General features: G+C 72.9%; 15 protein-coding genes and 2 pseudogenes. 8 read left to right on the forward strand and 9 right to left on the reverse strand.

Annotated features, from left to right (window positions below; translation table 11 throughout):
- Positions 1-5: 5 nt before the first annotated feature.
- Positions 6-800, reverse strand: coding sequence for a GNAT family N-acetyltransferase (locus BJF80_RS07515; protein WP_075812607.1), 795 nt, complete (start codon positions 798-800; stop codon positions 6-8).
- Between BJF80_RS07515 and BJF80_RS20725 the strand changes: the two are divergent.
- Together BJF80_RS20725 and BJF80_RS19240 are read left to right on the forward strand one after the other, a co-directional pair.
- Positions 763-1,062 (forward strand): annotated as a pseudogene (locus BJF80_RS20725) (PGPGW domain-containing protein); the annotation flags it as partial. The gene BJF80_RS07515 and the pseudogene BJF80_RS20725 overlap by 38 nt on opposite strands.
- 110 nt (positions 1,063-1,172) lie before the next feature.
- A complete protein-coding gene (locus BJF80_RS19240; protein WP_202817166.1) occupies positions 1,173-1,502 on the forward strand; it encodes a hypothetical protein in 330 nt (109 codons plus the stop codon).
- Between the two features lie 25 nt (positions 1,503-1,527).
- Here BJF80_RS19240 and miaB read toward each other — a convergent pair whose 3' ends face one another.
- The gene (gene miaB / locus BJF80_RS07530; protein ID WP_075812611.1) at positions 1,528-3,060 is read right to left on the reverse strand and encodes a tRNA (N6-isopentenyl adenosine(37)-C2)-methylthiotransferase MiaB; all 1,533 of its coding nucleotides are present in this window, start codon (positions 3,058-3,060) and stop codon (positions 1,528-1,530) included.
- A 22-nt stretch (positions 3,061-3,082) separates the two neighbouring features.
- A complete protein-coding gene (locus BJF80_RS07535) occupies positions 3,083-3,829 on the reverse strand; it encodes a sulfite exporter TauE/SafE family protein (RefSeq protein WP_143554026.1) in 747 nt (248 codons plus the stop codon).
- A 98-nt stretch (positions 3,830-3,927) separates the two neighbouring features.
- On the opposite strand from BJF80_RS07535, the gene BJF80_RS07540 reads away from it, so the two are divergent.
- Together BJF80_RS07540 and BJF80_RS07545 are read left to right on the forward strand one after the other, a co-directional pair.
- Positions 3,928-4,344, forward strand: coding sequence for a hypothetical protein (locus BJF80_RS07540; protein ID WP_075812614.1), 417 nt, complete (start codon positions 3,928-3,930; stop codon positions 4,342-4,344).
- 52 nt (positions 4,345-4,396) lie between these two features.
- Positions 4,397-7,690: a S41 family peptidase gene (locus tag BJF80_RS07545; RefSeq protein ID WP_075812616.1), complete on the forward strand. Its 3,294-nt coding sequence runs from the start codon at positions 4,397-4,399 to the stop codon at positions 7,688-7,690.
- Positions 7,691-7,700: 10 nt separating this feature from the next.
- Here BJF80_RS07545 and BJF80_RS07550 read toward each other — a convergent pair whose 3' ends face one another.
- The 3 genes from BJF80_RS07550 to BJF80_RS07560 all read right to left on the reverse strand — a co-directional run bounded on the left by BJF80_RS07550 (position 7,701) and on the right by BJF80_RS07560 (position 10,768).
- Positions 7,701-8,168, reverse strand: a complete 468-nt coding sequence (locus BJF80_RS07550; protein WP_237767485.1) for a regulatory protein RecX — start codon at positions 8,166-8,168, stop codon at positions 7,701-7,703.
- A 153-nt stretch (positions 8,169-8,321) separates the two neighbouring features.
- On the reverse strand, positions 8,322-9,416 hold the full coding sequence (recA, locus tag BJF80_RS07555; RefSeq protein ID WP_075812618.1) for a recombinase RecA: 1,095 nt from the start codon (positions 9,414-9,416) through the stop codon (positions 8,322-8,324).
- 239 nt (positions 9,417-9,655) lie between these two features.
- The gene (locus BJF80_RS07560) at positions 9,656-10,768 is read right to left on the reverse strand and encodes an NYN domain-containing protein (RefSeq protein ID WP_022924919.1); all 1,113 of its coding nucleotides are present in this window, start codon (positions 10,766-10,768) and stop codon (positions 9,656-9,658) included.
- A 220-nt stretch (positions 10,769-10,988) separates the two neighbouring features.
- Here BJF80_RS07560 and BJF80_RS07565 point away from each other — a divergent pair, with 220 nt between their 5' ends.
- Together BJF80_RS07565 and BJF80_RS07570 are read left to right on the forward strand one after the other, a co-directional pair.
- Positions 10,989-12,260 (forward strand): aspartate kinase, encoded by a 1,272-nt coding sequence (locus tag BJF80_RS07565; RefSeq protein ID WP_075812620.1) that lies wholly within the window; start codon positions 10,989-10,991, stop codon positions 12,258-12,260.
- A gap of 5 nt (positions 12,261-12,265) precedes the next feature.
- Positions 12,266-13,395 (forward strand): annotated as a pseudogene (locus BJF80_RS07570) (aspartate-semialdehyde dehydrogenase).
- 348 nt (positions 13,396-13,743) lie between these two features.
- On the opposite strand, the gene BJF80_RS07575 reads toward BJF80_RS07570, so the two are convergent.
- From BJF80_RS07575 to BJF80_RS07585, 3 genes are all read right to left on the reverse strand, one after another.
- Positions 13,744-14,394 carry a class I SAM-dependent methyltransferase gene (locus tag BJF80_RS07575; protein ID WP_075812622.1) on the reverse strand — a complete coding sequence of 217 codons (651 nt, stop codon included), beginning with the start codon at positions 14,392-14,394 and terminating at the stop codon, positions 13,744-13,746.
- Between the two features lie 88 nt (positions 14,395-14,482).
- Entirely contained in the window at positions 14,483-14,710 is a 228-nt protein-coding gene (locus BJF80_RS07580) for a DUF3046 domain-containing protein (protein ID WP_022924923.1), read from the reverse strand.
- Positions 14,711-14,724: 14 nt separating this feature from the next.
- Positions 14,725-15,642 carry an AEC family transporter gene (locus BJF80_RS07585; protein WP_075812624.1) on the reverse strand — a complete coding sequence of 306 codons (918 nt, stop codon included), beginning with the start codon at positions 15,640-15,642 and terminating at the stop codon, positions 14,725-14,727.
- A gap of 65 nt (positions 15,643-15,707) precedes the next feature.
- On the opposite strand from BJF80_RS07585, the gene BJF80_RS07590 reads away from it, so the two are divergent.
- Together BJF80_RS07590 and BJF80_RS07595 are read left to right on the forward strand one after the other, a co-directional pair.
- Positions 15,708-17,009, forward strand: a complete 1,302-nt coding sequence (locus tag BJF80_RS07590) for a carboxyl transferase domain-containing protein (RefSeq protein WP_075812626.1) — start codon at positions 15,708-15,710, stop codon at positions 17,007-17,009.
- The gene (locus BJF80_RS07595; protein WP_143554027.1) at positions 16,907-17,704 is read left to right on the forward strand and encodes a carboxyl transferase domain-containing protein; all 798 of its coding nucleotides are present in this window, start codon (positions 16,907-16,909) and stop codon (positions 17,702-17,704) included. Before BJF80_RS07590 ends, BJF80_RS07595 begins: the two co-directional genes overlap by 103 nt.
- The last annotated feature ends 47 nt before the right edge of the window (positions 17,705-17,751 follow it).

Genomic DNA, 17,751 nt, shown 5'->3' on the forward strand with positions numbered 1-17,751 from the left:
CCGCCTCAGGCCGGGTGACCGGTCGGGGCCAGCTCGCGGGTGTGGAAGCGGTGGGCGGTGGCATACCCGAGCCGCTCGTAGAGCCGGACGGCGCCCGCGTTGGACGTGAAGACCGACAGGGTCGAGACGCCAGCCTCCTGCACCGCCCGCGCGGTGAGCGCCTCGGTCAGCAGCGCGCCGATCCCCTGGCCGCGCAGCTCTGGGCGCACGACGAGGCCGGCGAGGTGGGGCATACCGGAGCCGAGCTCGTGCAGGGCCCCGACGGCGACGATCTGCCCCACCTCGTCGCGGGCGGCGAGCCACAGCGAGGCGAAGCCGTGCCCGGGGAAGCCCATGTAGGGATCCTCGCCATGGGTGCGACCGAAGGCGTCGAGCAGGTCGGCGTCCGCGTCGTCGGCCAGCTCGACGAGCTCCAGGCCCTGGGCCGAGAGACCGGCGGGGTCGACCGCGGCAGACGTGCGCTCGCACCACATGAAGGACCACCGACCCGAGCCCGTGTCGACGTAGGCCGGGGGCAGCGCCAGCTCTCGCCCGTCCTCGGTGGAGAACCACTCCAGCGCGAGATCAGGGGCGGCTAGCGCGATCGCCCGTAGCGCCGCGGTCTCGGCGTCCGCCGGCGCGTCCGGCCCGACGACGGCGGCGCCGCCCCAGTGCCGCGAGCCCGGGCGCCACGGACTGGCGCACGCCCAGCCGTGCGGGCCCGCGACCGCCACCAGCTCGTGGCTGGTCGCGAAGCGGACGAAGGGGTCCTTGCCGGAGCGGATGAGCAGCTCGTCACGGTCGACCTGGCTCCATGTCACGGCGCGTAGCCTGCCACATCCGTCACACGGGGTCGCGCGCCCGGTCGGAGCGGGACGGTGCTCGCCGTTCGCGCCTGTCAGGACGCTGACCTACGCTGTCCAGGTGAACGCGGCGGCCAAGCGCATCGTCCTGGAGACCCTGGGGTGGGTCGTCCTGGTCGCGGGCGTCCTCATGCTGCTGCTCCCCGGCCCCGGCCTGCTCGGCACCTTCGCCGGGCTGGCGATCCTGTCGACGCAGTACGAATGGGCCCGCCGGTGGACCATGCCGGTCAAGATCCGGGCGCTGCGCGGCGCCGCCGAGAGCGTCGAGACGATCCCCCGCATCGCCTTGACGCTGCTCATCACCGCCGGCCTCATCGCCGTCGGGGTGGTGTGGCTGATCTCTCCCCCGCCGCCCGGGTGGTGGCCGCTGGAGGACGCCTGGTGGCTCTTCGGCGGCGCCCGGTGGCGATCACCATGCTCGCCTCCAGCGCGATCGCGATCGGGCTCATCGTCTGGAGCATCGTGCGCTTCCACGGCAAGCCCGAGGCACGCGCCTGGATCGACCGGGTGGAGGCCGACTACCGCGCCTTGGTCGCCCAGCACGAGCGCCGGGAGGCGCGCGAGGAGACCGCCGAGGCGCGCGAGGCGACCGAGCAGGCGCGCCAGGCCGACCGCCGGGCCGACCTCAGCGAGCGCACCGCCCGCAGCGAGGCTCCCTAGCCACGCCGCCGGCTGGCTCGCGCGGTCAGTCGGTGGGGCAGCAGGCACCCGCGGGCACGTCCGGCAGCGGCGGAGCACCGATCGTCGGTATGCCCAGGCTCACCGCCGGCTTCGTCACCGCGCCGGGCGTCCCGCCCTCCTGCAGCGCCGCCCAGGCGTCCCCGCCCGCGGTGCGGCGGACGGCATACCGCCCGCCCTGGACGCCGGAGTCTGCGACGAGGTGGTGCGGCGCGCCGTAGGTGACCGCCACGGTCACCGCGTCCCCCGGCCGCGGAACCTCGGCTCCCTCGGGGACCGCGAAGTGGACCAACCGGTTGTCGCGGCCCCGGCCGGAGAGCCGGTGGGTCTCGGCGTCCTTGCGGCCCTCGCCGGGCGCGACGAGCACCTCGACCTCGCGCCCCTCGAGCTCGCGGTTGCCGGCCCAGGAGACCTCCTCCTGCAGCGCGATGAGCCGGTCGAAGCGCTCCTGCACGACCTCCTTGGGCACCTGCCCGTCCATCTCGGCCGCCGGCGTGCCGGGGCGCATGGAGTACTGGAAGGTGAAAGCGCTGGAAAAACGCGAGGCGCGCACGACGTCGAGCGTGTCCTGGAAGTCCTCCTCGGTCTCTCCGGGGAAGCCGACGATGAGGTCGGTCGTGATCGCCGCGTCCGGGATCTGCGCGCGCACCCGGTCCAGGATCCCGAGGAACCTCGTGGAGCGGTAGGACCGCCGCATCGCCTTGAGCACGCGGTCCGAGCCGGACTGCAGCGGCATGTGCAGGCTCGGCATGACGTTCGGGGTCTGCGCCATCGCGGTGATGACGTCGTCGGTGAAGGCCGCCGGGTGCGGGCTGGTGAAGCGCACCCGCTCCAGGCCCTCGATCTGCCCGCACGAGCGCAGCAGCTTGCCGAAGGCGAGCCGGTCGCCGAACTCGACGCCGTAGGTGTTGACGTTCTGCCCCAGCAGCGTGATCTCGACGACGCCCTGCGCCACGAGCGCCTCGATCTCGGCGAGGATCTCGCCGGGGCGGCGGTCCTTCTCCTTGCCGCGCAGCGCGGGGACGATGCAGAAGGTGCAGGTGTTGTTGCAGCCGACGGAGATCGACACCCAGCCGGAGTAGGCCGAGTCGCGCCGGGTCGGCAGCGTCGAGGGGAAGGTCTCCAGCGACTCCAGGATCTCGACCTCGGCGGCCTTGTTGTGCCGGGCCCGGTCCAGCAGCGCCGGCAGCGAGCCGACGTTGTGGGTGCCGAAGACGACGTCGACCCAGGGCGCGCGCTCGACGATGGTGGAGCGGTCCTTCTGCGCCAGGCAGCCGCCGACCGCGATCTGCATGTCCGGGTTGGCCTGCTTGGCGGGGCGCAGCTGGCCGAGGTTGCCGTAGAGCTTGTTGGCGGCGTTCTCGCGCACCGCGCAGGTGTTGAAGACCACGACGTCGGCGACGTCCGGGCGCTCGGGCTCCGGCACGGCGGCGAGATCGGTATACCCGGCCGTCTCGAGCAGCCCGGCGAGCCGCTCGGAGTCGTGCACGTTCATCTGGCACCCGTGGGTGCGCACGTCATAGGTCTGGGTGCTGCTCATGGCAGCACCCAGGGTACGGCGTTCAGCCGATCAGGCCGACCAGGCCGCGGACCAGGGCGAGCGCCGCACCGGCGCTGGCGATGCTGATGGCCAGCGCCCGCGCGACCCCGAGCGGCACCACCCGGGTCAGCGGTGCGGCCACCGCGATGCCGACCGGCACCGCCGCGCAGGCGAGCAGCCAGGACCACCACGGCAGCACCCCGGGCTCGGGGGTCGCGCCCATGACCGCCTTGGTGAGGATCGAGGCGAGGTTGGCGGTGAGGAAGATCGGCTGCAGCGTCGCGGCCAGCGACCGGTGCCCCCAGCGCGAGGCCACGCCGTAGGCCGTCATCGCCGGCCCCGCGACCCCGGCCGTGGTGTTCATGAACCCGGCGATGGTGCCGGTGGCCAGGACCGCCGCGCGACCGCGCACCACGAGGAAGCGCTGCAGCCCGAGCGCGGCCCCGATCGCGAGCAGGACGCACCCGCCGAGGACCAGGTTGAGCACGTCCGGCGAGACGACGCGGACGACATACGCCCCGATCACCGAGCCGACGACGAGCAGCGGGGCCAGCGCCCGGAAGCGACGCCAGTCGATGTCGGCGCGCATGACGACCGCCAGCAGCACCGCCCCGACGACCGCGGCGACGTTGCTCAGCGTCACCCCCGCCACCGGGCCGAGCAGGACCGACATGACGGGCGCGACCGTCATCCCCAGGCCCATGCCGGAGACCCGCTGGAGCGCCGCCCCGAGCGCCACGGTCAGCGCGAGCACGAGGGCGAGGGTCATGGGCACAGTCTCACCCATGGGTCGGGATGCTCCCCCTCCCGGTGACGGCGTCTCGGCGCTACTGTGTGCCCCACAGGCGCGAGCGAAGGAGCACCGTCATGAGCGACCAGGCCGACCGCGAGACCATCGGCGACGACCTCGGGGTGTGGAGCGTCGACGCGGAGGACCAGCTGCAGCCGGAGGACACGCTCGACGGCGAGGGCGACGTGCTCGACCGCGGCTACCAGACCGGCGAGCACTACGTCGGGTCCAGCGCCTTCGGGGTCACCGCCGACGAGCAGTCGCACGAGGAGGGCATCGCCCAGCGGGAGCGGCAGGAGGAGTCGCAGCGGTATGCCGACCGGCACCGCCCCGACGGCGAGGCCCGAGAGATCGCGCGCGAGTGCCGGACGACCAGCTGGGACTCCCCGGAGGAGTCCGCGATGCACTACCACGACCCCGATGCGAGTCAGGACGAGCTGACCGAGGTGGAGTGGGAGCCCTCGGACGAGCAGCAGCGCGGTGAGGACGAGTAGCGCCCGCTCAACTCTCATGCGCCGCGCCGCGCGGCGACGTAGGGTCGGCCGGGTGAGCACCGGATACCTGCGCTACCCGCACCTGCACGACGACCTCGTCACCTTCGTCGCCGACGACGACCTCTGGATCGCCCCGGTCGACGGCGGCCGCGCCTGGCGGCTGACCACCGACCACGAGCCGGCGCGCAGCCCCCGCTTCTCCCCCGACGGCGCGCACATCGCCTACGTCAGCCACCGCGACGGCCACCCCGAGGTGATGGTCGTCGAGGTCGCGACCGCCGCCGCCCGCCGGCTGACCTGGTGGGCCGGGTCGGTCGCGATCGTCCTGGGGTGGACCGCGGACGGTCGGGTGCTCGTCGCGAGCAACGCCGGGGAGAGCAACATGCGGCACGCCGTGGTCAAGGCGGTCGCGCTGGACGGCTCGGTGCAGCGTATGCCGTGGGGCAGCGCCTGGGGCGTCGCCGTCCGACCCGACGGGACCGTCGCGCTGAGCACCGTCGGCAGCCGGGTGCCGGCGCAGTGGAAGAGGTACCGCGGCGGCACCGCCCCGCGGCTGTGGCTGGACGACAAGGGGCGCGGCGACTGGAGCCAGCTGCTCGTCGACGAGCCGGCCTCGCTGGTGGACCCGATGTGGGTCGGCGACACCCTGCTCTTCGTCTCCGACCGCGCCGCGCGCTTCCCCGACCAGGCGCACGAGCAGGCCAACCTGTGGGCGTGGGAGCGGCCCGGCGGCACCACCGGGCGGGTCCGCAAGTCCCCCACCGAGCCGCGGCAGCTCACCACCCAGGGCGAGCAGGAGGGCTACGTGCGGGACGCCAGCACCGACGGCACCCGGGTGGTCTGGCACTCCCGCGGCGACCTGTGGCTGCTCGACTCGCTCACCGCCACCCCGCGCCGGATCGAGGTGGACCTGCCGGTGGGGCCGCCGGCCAGGCATACCGTGGCGGCCGCGGAGCGGCTCGACCACCTCGACGTCGACCGCGGCGGTGACGCCAGCCTGGTCGGGACGCAGGGGGCGACGTTCTGGGTGAGCCACCGGTCCGGCCCGGCCCGCGCGCTGGTCGCGGACTCCGCGGTGCGCACCCGCGAGCCGGTCTTCCTCGGGCGCGAGGGGGCGCGCGCCGCCCTGGTCACCGACGCCGACGGCGAGGACGCCCTCGAGATCCACACCGTGGACGGCTCGGCCGCACCGCGCCGACTGGCCGGCGGCAAGCTCGGCCGGGTGCTGCACCTGGCCGCCTCCCCGGACGGCGCGCGCGTGGCGACGATCAGCCACGACGGCGCGATCCGGGTGCTCGACGTCGAGGGCGGCGCGGTGCGCGAGGTCGCACGGTCCCGGCAGGGCGAGGCGCTCACGCCGCGCTTCTCCCCGGACAGCCGCTACCTCGTGTGGAGCCAGCCCACCTCGGGCGAGGGCGAGCACCACCAGGTGGTGCTGCTCGACGTGCGCGCCGGCGCTGACGCGGCGCCGGTGGCGCTGACCAGCGGTCGCTACCACGACCGCGACCCCGACTTCACCCACGACGGCGCCGCGGTGGTCTTCCTCTCCGACCGCACCTTCGACCCGACCTACGACGCGCACGAGTTCGCGCTGAGCTTCGCCGGCGCGACCCGACCGTGGCTCATCCCGCTCGCCGCCGACCGGCCGGCCCCCTTCGGGCCGAGCGTGGACGGGTGGCGGATTAGCGAGGCGCAGGAGGACAAGCGCGCTGGAGGTGATGCGGGTGAGGCCGGGGAGAAGCCTGCGGACGAGGCGGCGCCGGCCAGCCCGGACCTCGACGCTGACGGTGCCGAGCAGCGGATCACGCCCTTCCCGGTGCCGTCGGCCGACTACCGCGACCTGCGGGCCGCCAAGGACGGGGTGCTGTGGGTCCGGGTCGCCGGTGACGCCGGTGTGCTCGGCACCCGTCGCTCGGGCGTGGAGGGCGAGGCGGCGAGCGACAGCCTGGAGTTCTACTCCTTCGCGAAGCGGACGCTGACGACGATCGCCGACGCCGTGGACGACTACCGGGTCTCCGGCGACGGGGAGCGGGTCGTGGTGCACCACAAGGAGTCGGTGCACGTGCAGCCCGCCGACCGCAAGCCCGATGACGCCGACGAGAGCAGCGCCGACAAGGTGTCGGTCGACCTGGAGCGGGTGCGGGTCGAGGTGGAGCCCCGGGTGCGGTGGCGGCAGATGTTCGACGAGAACGCCCGCATCATGCGCGACCACTTCTGGCGGGAGGACATGGACGGGGTGGACTGGGCCGCGACGACGCAGCGGTGGGCCCCGCTCGTGGACCGGGTGGCGACCCACGACGACCTCCAGGACGTGCTCTGGGAGACCGTGGGCGAGCTCAACACCTCGCACGCCTACATCACGCCGCCGCACCCGCCGGGCGACCCGGACCGCAAGCTGGGGCTGCTGGGCGCGGACCTGTCGCCCGCGGCCGACGGCTGGCGCATCGACCGGATCCTGCCCGGCGAGTCCAGCGACCCGAACGCCCGCTCCCCGCTGCAGGCGGCGGGTGTCGGCGCGCGGGTGGGTGATGTCGTGGTCGCCGTGGACGGCCGCCCGGTCGACGTCGCGGTGGGGCCCGGCCCGCTGCTCGTGGGCGCCGCCGACAAGCCGGTGCAGCTCACGCTGCGCCGCGAGGGTGAGGACCGTCGGGTCGTCGTCGTCCCGGTCGCCGACGAGGAGGTGCTGCGCTACCAGGACTGGGTGGCCTCGCGGCGCGCCTACGTCGCCGAGCAGGCCGGGGGGCGCCTGGGCTACCTGCACATCCCGGACATGATGAGCCTCGGGTGGGCGCAGCTGCACCGCGACCTGCACCAGGCCACCCGTGCGGAGGGTCTGGTCGTCGACGTCCGCTACAACCGGGGCGGGCACACCAGCCAGCTGGTGCTCGCCCGGCTCGCGGCCCGGGTCGTGGGATGGGCGCCGGCGCGCTACTACGAGGCGGTCGGCAGCTATCCGGAGCAGGCGCCGCGCGGCCCCGTCGTCCTCGTGGCCAACCAGCACTCTGGCTCGGACGGCGACATCGTCAACGCCGGAGCGCAGGCGATGGGCCTAGGGCCGGTCGTCGGCGTGCGCACGTGGGGCGGGGTCGTCGGGATCGACGGCCGGTTCGACCTGGTCGACGGGACCTCGATCACCCAGCCGCGGTATGCCTTCTGGCTCGAGGGCAAGGGCTTCGGCGTCGAGAACCACGGCGTCGACCCGGACATCGAGGTGGTCCACTCTCCCGCCGACGTGGCCCAGGGCCGCGACCTGCAGCTGGACCGCGCGATCGAGGAGGCGCTGAGCCTGCTGGCGAAGACTCCGGCGGCGGCGCCGCCGGAGCTGCCCGAGCCCAAGGTGCGCTGAGCCGGTCGGTTCAGTCCCGACCGTGCTCGGGCAGGTGGTCCAGCGCCTCCCGGATGACCTGGTAGGACACCCCGGCGCCGTAGCCCTTGCGCCCGAGGAAGGCGGCCAGCCGGCGGGTCTGGACCTCGCGGTCCAGCCCGCGCATCGTGCGCAGCCTGCGGGAGACGAGGGCCCGTGCCTGCTCCTTCTCCTGCTCGGGGTCGATGTCCTGCAGCGTCGCGTCGACGAGCTCGTCGGCGACGCCCTTCTGCCGCAGCTCCTGACGCAGGGCAGTCGCCGCCAGCCCCTTGGTCTCCTGCTTGGAGCGGACATACATCTCGGCGTAGGCCTCGTCGTCGACCAGGCCGACCTCGCTCATGCGGTCCAGCACACGGGCCGCGACCTGCGGGTCGCAGTCGCGGTCACGCAGCTTGTCCTCGAGCTGGCGCCGGGTGCGCGGACCCATGGCGAGCTGGCGCAGCACGATCTTGCGGGCCACCGCGTGCGGATCCGGCTCCGCCGACTGCTCCCCGCGCCCTTCTGGGTCCGGCGCCGGACCCGGGCCCGGCGGAGCGGAGCCCGTAGGCGCTGGCGGAGGCCTCCGCCGCCGCCAGCGCCTCCCGGGCCGCAGACATCCGGTCTGCGCCGGCCATCAGAAGTCGACCGAGACCTCACCCGTCACCGGGTCCACCCCGTCCGGGAGGTCCTCCGTCGGCGCGGGGGCGCCGATGCCGAGCTTGGTCTTGATGTTGCGGTCGATGGTGTCGGCGATGTCCGGGTTGTCCTTGAGGAACTGCCGGGCGTTCTCCTTGCCCTGACCCATCTGCTCGCCCTCGTAGGTGTACCAGGCGCCGGACTTGCGGACGAAGCCGTGCTCCACCCCCATGTCGATGAGGCCGCCCTCGCGGGAGATGCCCTGCCCGTAGAGGATGTCGAACTCGGCCTGCTTGAACGGCGGTGACACCTTGTTCTTGACGATCTTGGCGCGGGTGCGGTTGCCGACCGCGTCGGTGCCGTCCTTGAGGGTCTCGATACGGCGCACGTCGATCCGGACCGAGGCGTAGAACTTCAGCGCCTTGCCACCGGTCGTGGTCTCGGGGGAGCCGAACATCACGCCGATCTTCTCGCGCAGCTGGTTGATGAAGATCGCCGTGGTGCCGGTCGAGTTGAGCGCGCCGGTGATCTTGCGCAGCGCCTGGCTCATGAGGCGCGCCTGCAGACCGACGTGGCTGTCGCCCATCTCGCCCTCGATCTCGGCCCGGGGCACGAGCGCCGCGACCGAGTCGATGACGATGATGTCGAGCGCGCCGGAGCGGATCAGCATGTCCGCGATCTCCAGGGCCTGCTCACCGGTGTCCGGCTGGCTCACGAGCAGCGCGTCGGTGTCGACACCGAGCTTCTTGGCATAATCCGGGTCGAGCGCGTGCTCGGCGTCGATGAAGGCGGCGATCCCGCCGCCCTTCTGCGCGTTGGCCACGGCGTGCAGCGCGACCGTGGTCTTGCCGCTGCTCTCCGGGCCGTAGATCTCCACCACGCGACCGCGCGGCAGACCGCCCACGCCGAGCGCGACGTCCAGCGCGATGGCCCCCGTCGGGATGATCTGCACCGGCGGGCGGTCCTCGTCGCCGAGGCGCATCACCGAGCCCTTGCCGTGCTGCTTCTCGATCTGGGCCATGACCGTGTCGAGGGCCCTGAGCCTGTCGTTGTTGATCCCGGTCGCACCGGTGGTCTTGCTTGCCTGCGGCATCTGCCAGCTCCTTCGTCTCGTGGCGGGCGCGCCTACCTTCGACCGACGGTCAGGGTCATCCAGACGGGTGATCCTGCGTCTGCGTCAGACGCTAGGCGCCCCCGCCGACATACCCCGGCCACCACGACGAATCTGTGGACGACCGTGCCGACGGCGACACCGTGTGGACGACGATAGTCGAAACTCTGTACGACTCCGCGGAGGGGTGTCGGGCGTGTCGCAGCGGCCTCCGGGAGCGCTCAGGTGACGCTCACGACATACGCCGAGCCCTGGCGCTGCAGCTGCACGAGCCCGGCCGCGTCGGCCCCCTTGGCGAACTGCAGGAACGAGCCGTAGCCGAGCGGCTTCTCCGAGAAGCCCTCACGGCGCGCGCGCAGCTGGTCCTTGAGGCCGGAGAGCGCCACGCCCTCACCGTCGTCGAGCTCGCTCACGGTCTGTCGCAACAGCGCGAAGGCCTCCTGCCGGCCGCCCTCCTCGGGCAGCGTGACCTCCGGGTCACCCTTGGCGGGCCCGGCGCTCAGGTCGATGATGCCCCGGCCGGCGAGGTGCTCCAGGAGCTCGCCGAAGGCGCGGAAGCCGTAGGCCGCCTCAGAGAACGTCGAGTCCTTGCGCACCAGGGTCCGCTTGAGGACCGACGCGGTCACCGCTCCCCCGCTGCTGCGCTGCAGGCCCGAGACGGTCTGCGCGACCAGCGAGGCGAGGTCCGGGGCGGTGTCCTCGACCGTGTCCTCGCCCGGCTCGTCGGCGGTCTCGGTGCTCGGCTCCGGCTCCTGCGCGGGCGCGGCGCTGCTCCCGCCGCCCTTGCCCGAGCCGTTGCGCCTCTGTCCCTGCCCCTTGCGCCCCGACCCGCGTGCGGGCGTGTCCTCGGCGCCAGCCGGCACGACACCGTCGAGGTCGTCGTAGTAGAGGAACTCATCGCACGCCGGCGGCAGCATGGTCGAGGTCGAGTCGCGCACGCCGAACCCGATGACCCGCTTGTTGAGCTCGCGCAGCTTGTGCACGAGCGGGGTGAAGTCGCTGTCGCCGGTGCAGATCGCGAAGGTCGTGATGTAGTCGCGCTCGTAGGCCGTCTCGATCGCGTCGACCGCCATCTTGATGTCGGCGGCGTTCTTGCGCGAGGCCCCCATGCGCTGGGTCATCTCGATCAGCTCGACGTGGTTGCGGGTGAGCATCCGGCGGTCCTCGTCGAAGTAGGACCAGTCGGCATACGCCCGCCGCGTTACCACCCGACCGCGCTCCGCCAGCGCGTCCGCGACCGGGCGCAGGTCGAAGGGCACCCCCAGGTGGTCGCGCGAGCCGAGCGCGAGGTTCTCGTAGTCGATGAGCAGCGCGATCCGGTCCTCGTCATCCATGGCCCGAGGGTATGCCGTGGGCCCCGCGTGCAACCACACCGGACGTCCTGCGGGGATTCCCCGGCGTCAAGGGCACGGGGACGCGCCCCCTAGACGGCGGGGATTCCCCGGCGTCAAGGGCACGGGGACGCGCCCCCTAGACTTGCTCCTCGGACCCACGGGGTCGGGACGCCGCCGTCCGGCCTCACCGGTACTCGTATACCCCTGCACAGGAAGTTCCATGGCTCTGCTCGTGATGAAGTTCGGCGGCTCGTCGGTCGCCGACGCCGAGGCGATGCGCCGCGTCGCCCAGCGCGTCGTCGCCGCCCACCGGGCCGGCGACCGGGTCGCCGTCGTCGTCTCCGCGATGGGCGACACGACCGACGACCTGCTGGACCTCGCCAGGGAGATCGCCTCCGGCACTCCCCCGGAGCGCGAGATGGACATGCTCCTCTCGGCCGGTGAGCGCATCTCGATGGCCCTGCTGGCGATGGCGATCGAGCAGCTCGGCGTGCCGGCCAAGAGCTACACCGGCGCTCAGGCCGGGATGCGCACCGACACCGCGCACGGGCGCGCCCGGCTCCTCGACGTGCAGCCCGACCGCGTGCGCCGCACCCTCGACGACGGCGCGGTCGCCATCGTCGCCGGCTTCCAGGGCATCTCGACCGACGACGACATCACCACCCTCGGCCGGGGCGGCTCGGACACCACCGCGGTGGCGCTCGCCGCTGCCCTCGGTGCCGACGTGTGCGAGATCTACACCGACGTCGACGGGCTCTACACCGCCGACCCGCGCATCGTCCCCAGCGCCCGCCGCGTCACCCGCATCACCATCGAGGAGACCCTCGAGATGGCGGCGCACGGCGCCAAGATCCTGCACCTGCGCGCGGTGGAGTACGCCCGCCGCTTCCAGGTGCCGCTCCACGTCCGCAGCAGCTTCTCCGACCAGGAAGGCACCTGGATCCTGGTCGGGCGACCCCTCACGGAGGACACCATGGAAGAGCCGATCATCTCCGGCATCGCCCACGACACCTCGCTGGGCAAGATCACCGCCGTCGGCATCCCCGACCGGCCCGGTGCCGCGGCCGCGGTCATCGGCGCCGTCTCGCAGGCCGGGGTGTCGATCGACATGATCGTCCAGAACGTCTCGACGACCGACGCCGAGACCTCCGACATCTCCTTCACGCTGCCCGAGAGCGACGGCCAGACCGCGGTCGCCGCGGTGCGCGGCCTGCAGGAGCAGATGGGCTTCGCCGACGTGCTCTGGACCAGCCACGTCGGCAAGCTCTCGCTCGTCGGCGCCGGGATGCGCTCCAACCCCGCGGTCGCGAGCAAGCTCTTCTCGGCGCTCGCCGACGCGGGGGTCAACATCGAGATGATCAGCACCTCCGAGATCCGGATCTCGGTGATCTGCGACCAGAGCGACCTGCAGGAGGCGGTGCGCTCGGTGCATACCGCCTTCGACCTGGACGCCGAGGAAGAGGCCGTGGTCTACGGCGGGACGGGACGGTGAGCACCATGACCGAGGCACAGCAGCAGGACACCGGTGCGGCGGACGGGCGGCGGCTGCACGTCGCGATCGTCGGGGCGACCGGGCAGGTCGGCGCGGTCATGCGCCGGCTGCTGGCCGAGCGCGACTTTCCGGTCGCTCGGTGCGCTACCTCGCCTCCGCCCGGTCGGCGGGGAGCACGCTCGGCTGGGCCGGGTCGGCGGCCGCCGCGCCCGGGTATGACGTCGCGCGCGACATCGAGGTCGAGGACCTCGCGACCGCGGACCTCTCGGGCATCGACGTGGCCCTCTTCTCCGCCGGCGGCGGGGCCAGCAAGGAGCACGCGCCGCGTTTCGCCGAGGCCGGCGCGGTCGTGGTCGACAACTCCTCCGCCTGGCGGATGGACGACCGGGTGCCGCTGGTCGTCAGCGAGGTCAACCCCGACGACCTGGCGCTGGCGACGGGCGAGTCCGGCCGGCGCATCGTCGCCAACCCCAACTGCACCACGATGGCAGCCATGCCGGTCCTGCGCCCGCTGCACGAGCTCGCGGGGCTGGAGCGGCTGCGGGTCGCGACCTACCAGGCGGTGTCCGGCTCCGGGCTCGCCGGCGTCAGCGAGCTGGCCGACCAGGCCCGCGCCGCCCTCGGCGGGGACCTGCCGGTGGAGACCCTCACCCACGACGGGAGCGCTGTCCCGATGCCGGACCCGCAGGCCTACGTCGCGCCCATCGCCTTCAACGTGCTGCCGATGGCCGGCGACCTCGGCGCCGACGACGAGACCACCGAGGAGGCCAAGCTGCGGCACGAGTCGCGCAAGATCCTCGGCATACCCGGCCTGGCCGTCTCCGGCACCTGCGTGCGCGTGCCCGTCTTCACCGGTCACAGCCTCGCCGTGCACGCCGAGTTCGCCGAGCCGGTCACGCCCGAGCAGGCGCGCGAGGCACTCGCCGGCGCTCCCGGCGTCGAGCTGACCGACGTGCCCACCCCGCTCGCGGCGGCGGGCAAGGACCCCTCGCTCGTCGGCCGCATCCGGGTCGACCAGTCGGTCCCGGACGGCCGCGGCCTCGTGCTCTTCATCAGCAACGACAACCTGCGCAAGGGCGCTGCCCTCAACACGGTGCAGCTGGCCGAGGTGCTCCTGGAGCGCGCCCTGGTCTGAGGGATAGCGGTCGCGGGCTGCTCTGATAGCTGACCGGGCGTGGCCGGTCGCGCATGCCGCTCCAGGGGTTGGTTGGGCCGCGGCCGGTCGCACAGTGAAGGCCTATCGCGTCCCCTGCGTCACACGACGAGCACGCGCACCACGGTGCGGAGATGTGCTCATCTGCGCGGGGTATTTCGCGGCCTTCGGGACATATCGGCGCAGACTGTGGCTCCTGCGACCATGGTGACTGCCGGTGGCTCCTGGACCATGTGCACGCCCACCGCAGCCGTGGCATCCGCCGCCAGGTCCTCTCGCCCGCTTCCATGGCTCGTCCGCTCCGTCTATGGCCCACCCCGCCGAACGGCTTCATCCGGCCGGCCGCCGGGCGATGACGACCGCCTGGGGCTCCCCCTCCGACCCGAGGGGATCGCGCTCGAGCCGGGCGACCACCCGCATACCCCGCCGATCGAGCCGAGACGCGACGGCCTCCACGCTGCGGTGGTGCCGGTAGAGGGTCACCTGGTGGCCGTACGCAGCGAAGCCTCGGCCGATGTCGCGCACACCGTCGCCCACCTGGAAGGCCAGCAGGAGATGGCCTCCCGGGCGCAGCACCCGCGCCATCTCCGACAGCATCCGGTCCAGATCGACGTCCGGGCTGTGGATGGTGGAATACCAGGAGAAGACCCCGTCGAGCTCGGCGTCGGCGAGGGGGAGCTCGCTGAGGCTCCCGACGGTGCACGGGTATGCAGGGTGGTCGGTCCGTGCCCGACGGACCATCCCCGGCGACAGGTCCACCCCCTCCGGCCGGCAACCGCGGGCCGCGAGCCAGGGGAGCATCCGTCCGGCACCGCAGCCGGCGTCGAGCACGCGCGGACGGTGACCGAGCAGCGCCACGAAGTGGTCGATCATCGCGAGCTCGAGCGGCTGCTCGGGCTCGGTCGCGGTGAACGTGTCGGCGTAGAGGTCGGCCACGGTGTCGTAGGCGGTCCTGGTCAGCTCCTCCCCCTGCTGCGGCATGGAGGCATCCTGCCGGAGGGCGGGCGTCGTGTCATGGTTGACGCGACCGTGCGCTCACGGCGGCCCCCGCCTGCCGTGACAGCGGCGGCTACTGCTCATCCGGAGCGGGCGGGTCCGGGAGGTGATGGTGCTCGGGCGGCACGTCCATGTCGCGGCAGACCGCTTCCCAGACCCGGCGCGGCCGCTCCCCCTGCTCCAGGGCGTCCTCGATGGTGCGCCCGCCCAGGCTCCCCAGCACCTGCGTCCGCGCGACGACGGCGCCGTAGCCGGAGCCGAACTCCTGCTCGACCAGCTCCCAGAACTCGCTCAACCGCATACCCGCAAGGCTAGTCACCCCAGGATCGCGGTCACGAGCAGCATCACCGGCAGCGACAGCACGGTGGTGAGGAAGACGCCGTCGCGCGCGATCCGCTCGCCGCGGCCGTAGGCGACCGACAGCACGTAGACGTTCTGCGCGGTCGGGAGGGCCGCCATGACCACGACGGCGAGCACGTCCGCCCGGTCCAGCCCGAGCACCGGGCCCGCGACGAGCCCGGCGACCGCCGGCATGAGCACGAGCTTGACCACGACCACCGACACCGGCTCGGCCAGCGCGTCGCGACGCGGCAGCGGCGAGAGCCGCAGCGACAGGCCGAAGGCGATGAGCATGCAGGGCACGGCGACCCCGCTGACCAGCTCGACCGGCGCGAGCACCAGCTCCGGCGGCGTCCAGCCGGAGAGGTTGACCACGAGCCCGAGCACCGTCCCGATCGTCAGCGGGTTGGTCAGCGGCGAGCGGACCAGCCGCCGCCACGACACCCTCCCCACCCGGGTCGCGTCCAGCGCCGCCAGCCAGCCCGGCTGCAGCACGAGCAGCTGCATGAGCAGCACCGGCGCGGACCACGAGGCGTCGCCGAGGACGTAGATCGCGATGGGGATGCCCAGGTTGTTGGCGTTGACGTAGCTCGCGGCCATCCCGCCCATGACCGCGTCCGCCCAGCGGCGGTGCAGCACGAGCCGGGCGAGCAGCAGGTATGCCGTCGCGCAGACCGCGACCGCGACCACCGTGGCGACGAGGAAGCCGGAGAAGATCACGTCGACATCGGCGCGCGAGACGATGAGGAAGAGCAGGGCGGGCGAGCCGACCCAGAAGGTGAGGCGGGCGAGCATCCGCTGCTCGTCGCGGCCGAAGAGGCCGGTGTGCGCCAGCAGCCACCCCACGGCCACCACCGCGGCGATGAGCGAGAACCCCTCCAGGACGGCGACCACGGGCAGTCATTGTCCGCCGTGGTCCTCCCGGGACGGGCACCGCCCGGCTGCTAGCGTTCGTCCTCATGGCCGACCCCCGCGAGAGCCGCGAGCCCGAGGACCACGATCTCGACGTCGACGACGTCTTCGGTGAGGGCGGCGTCACCCCGGACCTGCTGGACCGGCGGCCGGTCAAGCCGCGCACGGTCGCCAGCCTCTACGAGTCGCGCCCGGGCCTGAACCCCACCCAGGCGGTCACCCGCTTCATGGAGGCGGTCAACCTGCAGGAGCGCTTCGGGCACCTGCGGGTGGTCGACGACCTCATCGGCCTGCAGCGCCGCGTCGGGGACACCATCGAGCGCTACACCGACAAGCTGCGCAACGCCGAGGCCCGATCGGGCACGAGCGAGTCGGCGCGCTTCGGCATCGGGCACTTCCACGGCGAGCGCGCGGTCGTCTATGTCGTCGACTGGTCCTTCTTCGCCGGGTCGCTCGGGGAGGTCGCCGGGGAGAAGTTCGTGCAGGCCGCCGAGCTGGCCGAGCGCGAGGGGCTGCCGCTCATCAGCATGGGCGCCTCCTCCGGGGTGCGCCAGCACGAGAACGTCCTCGGCCTGGTGCAGATGCAGCGGATGGCGGCGGCGGCCAACAAGTTCCAGCACACGACCAACCGGCCCTACATCTCGGTGCTCGCCGGACAGGTCTGGGGCGGGATGTCGGCGAGCGCGGTGCCGGTGGCCGACCTCATCGTGGCGCTGGAGGGCACCGACTACGGCTTCGCGGGGCGGCGGGTCATCGAGACGTTCGAGGGCCGGGAGGTGCCGCGCGGGCTGCAGAGCGCGGAGGCGAACTACCTCGACCGCAACGTGGACGTGCTGGTCAAGGATGTCGACGAGCTCATCGACTTCGTCGGGCAGGTGCTCGGCTCGGGGCGGACCGGCAACCGGCTGCGGGTCAAGGACGCCGACGACGCGCTCGCCGAGACCGGCTCGCGCACGGTGACCGCGGGGCCCGAGGGCTTCTCCGCGGCGCTGTGGGAGCGTCAGGAGGTGGCCGAGCAGGTCGAGCTGCCCCGGGACCGTCGCGACCGGGACAGCGCCACCCCACGGGACTCGCTCATGGCGCGCTACAACGAGATCGCCGCCGGCGCCGCCCGGCTGGACACCGAGTACTTCCTGCGTCACATCTTCGACGGCGCCGTGCCCTTCTACAACCACGTCCGTTTCGAGGACCAGAAGACCTACCCGAGCATCATCGCCGCGCTGGCGACCCTGGGCGGCAGTCGTTCATGGTCATCGGTGACCAGCCGTCATACTCGATCTCCGGGGGGTATGTCGGCAAGCGCCCGGCGAACCCGAGCCCGGAGGACTTCGAGTATGCCGTGCGCATGATGACCGCGGCCGAGCGCTGGGACCTGCCCATCGTCTTCTTCACCGACACCCTGGGCGCGATGCCGTCGATGGCGGCCGAGCGCCGCGGCCAGTCCCGCGCGATCGCGCAGAGCATCAAGCGGGCCGCCTCCCACCCCTTCCCCACGATCTCGGTCATCACCGGCGCGATGGGCTCCGGCGGCGGCCTGGCCACCACGCCCTTCGGCCGGGAGACGATCATGCTCGACAGCGCCCTCGGCTTCGTCTCCGAGCCGCGCTCCACCGCCTCGATCCTCTACAGCGTCGCCAACCCCTCCGTCGAGCAGGTCGGCATGACCCTTGAGACGATGAAGGCCTCCGCGCTCGACCTCAAGGCCCAGGGCCTGGTCGACACCATCGTCCACGACGCCGACAACCCCGAGGCCACCGTCCGCGAGCTCCGCGCCGCGGTCGTCAAGGGCTACAACGCTCAGCACGGCCTCAACCCACGACGCCTGCGCCGTCAGGCCGACGACCGCCTCCGCCCCCGCACCCTCGGCAAGCTCGCGACGACGGACGAGCGAGGCCCCGGCGGGCACGAGGAGCAGCCGCAGCAGCAGCACCAGTTCGCCGACCGGCCGGACTCCGAGCCTGCGGCTGCGCCGGCGCCCGACCTGAAGGCGGATGCGGACACGGACGACGCTCCCGCGACGCCGCCGGAGCCGGCGTCCGACTGATCCTCCGGAGCCCCTGACCGGCCGTCGGCCGGTCAGTCGCACCGGCC

It is taken from the genome of Serinicoccus sp. CUA-874 (assembly GCF_001942225.1).
Classification (GTDB): Bacteria; Actinomycetota; Actinomycetes; order Actinomycetales; family Dermatophilaceae; genus Ornithinicoccus; species Ornithinicoccus marinus.